Below are 3,697 nucleotides of genomic sequence, written 5' to 3' on the forward strand. Positions count from 1 at the left end.
ATACTTTTAAATCGATGCAAGCAATAGAGCGAAATAAAGTTGGTTTGTCTCTTGCAGATTTAGCGGAAAAAGAAGGCGCAGGAAAATGGATTGAAAAGCTTGCAGGTGATGGGAAAGAGTCTGTGGCAAAAGAGAACATTGTTACTGTTTTCCGCAATGGTGAAAAAGAACAGTATCAACTTGCGCCGGAATTGTATCGTACCGTGAAAGCAATGGATAAGGAAGTGACAAATAAATTTATCTTGGCCGCATCGAAACCGAGTGATTGGCTACGTGCAGGGGCCACCTTAACGCCTGAATTTGCCTTGCGGAATCCAATCCGTGACCAGTTTGCAGCGTATGTGACGAGTGATGTGGGATACAATCCGTTTGACTTCGTAAAGGGGTTAAAGGAAGTTGGCAAAAAAAAGTTCGGAAAAGGTTCAGAGGTATATGATGAATGGGTGAATCAGGGTGGTGCATATGGTGGATATTTATCTGCCGATCGTGATTTGTTGAAAGAACAACTAGAGGGGATTGGTAACCAGCAAAAAGAAGGGCTTTCAAAAGCCATACAAACCATTACCGCTCCTGTGAATCCGAAGAATTGGCTGAAAGTATTACAAACGATTTCTGAAGTATCTGAAGAAGCAACGAAAGTGGGAGCGTATCAGAAAGGTTTGAAGAAAGGGCTCACACCTGAAGAATCGGCTTATCAAGCGCGTGACCTCATGGATTTCAACCGTATGGGGAATTCCGTACAGTCTGCTAATCGTGTGTTCACATTCTTAAATGCTAACCTACAAGGAAAAGATAAATTGATTCGCTCCATGAAAGAACATCCGATTCGGACGAGCGCTCGTATTGCAGGTTCTACATTACCACCTAGTGCATTAGTTCTTGCAAGTTACGCCAATGCAAATGAGAAACAAAAAGAAATGATGGATAATATGACGCAGCAAGAGAAGGACACGTATTGGTCCTACGCGATTCCTGGAACAGATAAAGTCGGACGAATTCCAAAACCATTTGATATTTCCTTACTGGCCAACACGGCAGAACGAGCGAATCGAATGAACGAGGGTGACCCCTACGCTTTTGAGGGATATGGGAAAACACTCAACGATGCGGTGAAAGTACCTTGGATGCCAACGGTTATCCAGCCAGTTGTGGAAAATATGGCGAACTATAGCTTTTTTAGAGATGGTAAAATTGTTCCCACGCGTGATGAAAAGAATTCGTCGAAAGAACAGTATGGACCGAATACGAGCCTGACGGCACGGGAAGTGGCACATGCATTAGATACAGCTGGAATCGAAGCATCACCATACAAGATTGATAATGTATATAAGGGGTATACGGCGGGATTGGGTCAGTATCCATTGAAAGGATTAGACGCCGCTATTTCATTGCTATCGAATAAAGAAACACCAACACCCGTTGCACAAGAATGGAATGAATCGACACCAGGTGCGAAAGCATTCTTTGTCAATGGGCAAGGTGGTGGGAAAGCCATGGAAGATTACTACAATATCATGGAAGAACAACAAGCCTTGCAGGCGGACAGTAAAAAGAATGATGAAGACGCACCGAATGCGGATGAAATGAAGTCGTTCCATAAAGTAGATAAAGCAATGGCGAAATTACGTAAAGAGTATTATCAAGTGAAATCAGATACAGCGATGGATTCAGAGATTAAACGAAGTGAATTAGATCGTCTGGATGAAGAGATGCGTACACTTGCGCGAGAAGGCATTACTATTTTTAGACCGGATTATAAGTAAAGAGGGGGCAATGAAATGGCGCATTGGCAGGGACAAACACTAGTATCAGGGGTTCAGGAAGCGATCGGGACACGTCACTATAAATTTTTCGCAGGTAGCATCTCAAAGACGTTTACTTACAATGTGCTTCTTCATGGTATCTATATTCTAAATGAAGGAGCAAGTGATCTTACCTTAACTATCCATAATGAATCAATAACATTGAAGCCAGGTCAAGGGTATCAAGGCGTTATGGAACCATTTACAAAGTTTTCCGTTGATGGAACGAGTTCTTATAAAGGAGAAGTATTGATGTAAAGGAGGGAGAACATGCCTTTTCTTACAAGTTCAAGTGTAGCAAGTGATCCAACTTATTTAGAGCCCCGTATTTCTGATATAGAATCAAAAACAAAACAGCATGCAAATCAAATTGAGAATGTATCAAAAGATGTGATACCACCACAACAAGATTTCATTGCATTACTTCGTAACCATACTGTTTCTCAAAAAGTATACACCCGAATGTTAGGGGATCGTACGCTAGATGTCCTTGTGCAACTTCGAGGAAATAAAGTGGCTCATTACACGTTGCGTAAAGATACAAAAGATGACTATGTAAAATTGGAAGATTGTGCGATTTCTAATGTATCTGTGGTAGCGCAGAAAGTACATGCAATCAACTATAAAAGTGATACGGGAGCCATGCAAAAAGTGAATCCACCAAACTATTATACGACCACAGTAGGTGATACATTCACATTTACATTTGATGGTACGGGTTTTGACTTTCAACATTTCACTGATAATCGTGGTGGACTATGGGAGTTCAAGGTGGATGGTACGGTAGTGAAAACAATAAGTACACACATTCACGCTGTTCCAACGAATGAATTAAAAGTGAACTATGGTATTCGCCCGGTTGCACGGGGTTTAGCGAAAGGAACGCATACAGTCATCGCTACCTTTAAAGGAGATGATCCAGCAAATGCTCCGGCAAGTGGTGCGAATACGGCAAGAGGATGGGTGAAGAATGATACGGGATATGCACAAGCAGCAGAAGCACATAAGACCGCCTTACTTTATGATGATTTGTTAAATCCTGTTAAAAAGATAGACTTACTGGCCCCGTTTTCTAATAAAGAATTTGCATTTCGTATGAAACCAAACGGCTCATCTGTAAATGCTGAATGGATACCAGAGCATAGTGTGGCAACGGTTTTTAAAGTGAGTCAAAAAATGTATATAGATGATCAAGAAATTACCTCATGGATAGCGGATACAACGGTAAAAGAAGCACAAATGGTAAGAGCGGTACAATTGATGAGAGGATTTCATCCTTTAGATCATACAACAGCATTGTGTGAGATGTATTCCGTTCATACCGTAACACATAAGGGAGTCACATTTGATATCAAAATAAAATGGTTAAAAGATACTTTCATAGAAGATGGATATGTAGCGATGCTTCCCGGAAGCCGTCCTTTTGTAGAAAAATTGGTGGATGCGACAGGGCAATCGCTCGATACCATTGCATCAGATAATAGTTTCAACGATATACCAAATGGTGAAAAAATTACAAGTTATGCGATGTTCAATACGACAGGAACAGATTATGTAGTAGCCATGAAAATAAATCATATTCATGCAAGTTTACGTAAAGGGCAAACAGGACTACGTAATCCGCTCGTATGGCTCCAGCATCGAGATGCTACTTTGCAGAAGTTATATCCACAAGTGTATAAAAATTACACAGCAAAAGCAGGAGAAACGCATCAATTTAGTGCTACTTATTATGTCGGCGAACTACCGTTTGCGGCGCAATTACTGATGTGAATGGGAACAAAAAACGACGAGTAGAAAAGAGCTCCTAACAAGGGCTCTTTTTTATGGCGAAAAAGAAGAGGAGTGGATACCAATGGAACACTGCAGAGAATGTGAGGAAGCAAAACAGGAAG

3 protein-coding genes are annotated in these 3,697 nt (G+C 41.2%); all 3 read left to right on the forward strand.

Annotated features, from left to right (window positions below; genetic code table 11):
* Nucleotides 1-1,763: LPD38 domain-containing protein (locus ACODS7_RS31275; protein WP_488828455.1), on the forward strand; the 1,763-nt coding region annotated here is incomplete at its 5' end.
* 15 nt (nt 1,764-1,778) lie between these two features.
* The gene (locus ACODS7_RS31280; RefSeq protein WP_243169403.1) at nt 1,779-2,060 is read left to right on the forward strand and encodes a hypothetical protein; all 282 of its coding nucleotides are present in this window, start codon (nt 1,779-1,781) and stop codon (nt 2,058-2,060) included.
* A gap of 12 nt (nt 2,061-2,072) precedes the next feature.
* Complete coding sequence (locus ACODS7_RS31285; RefSeq protein ID WP_488828457.1) at nt 2,073-3,575, forward strand: hypothetical protein; 1,503 nt, start codon at nt 2,073-2,075, stop codon at nt 3,573-3,575.
* Nucleotides 3,576-3,697 lie beyond the last annotated feature (122 nt).

It is taken from the genome of Bacillus sp. FG16, assembly GCF_057809515.1.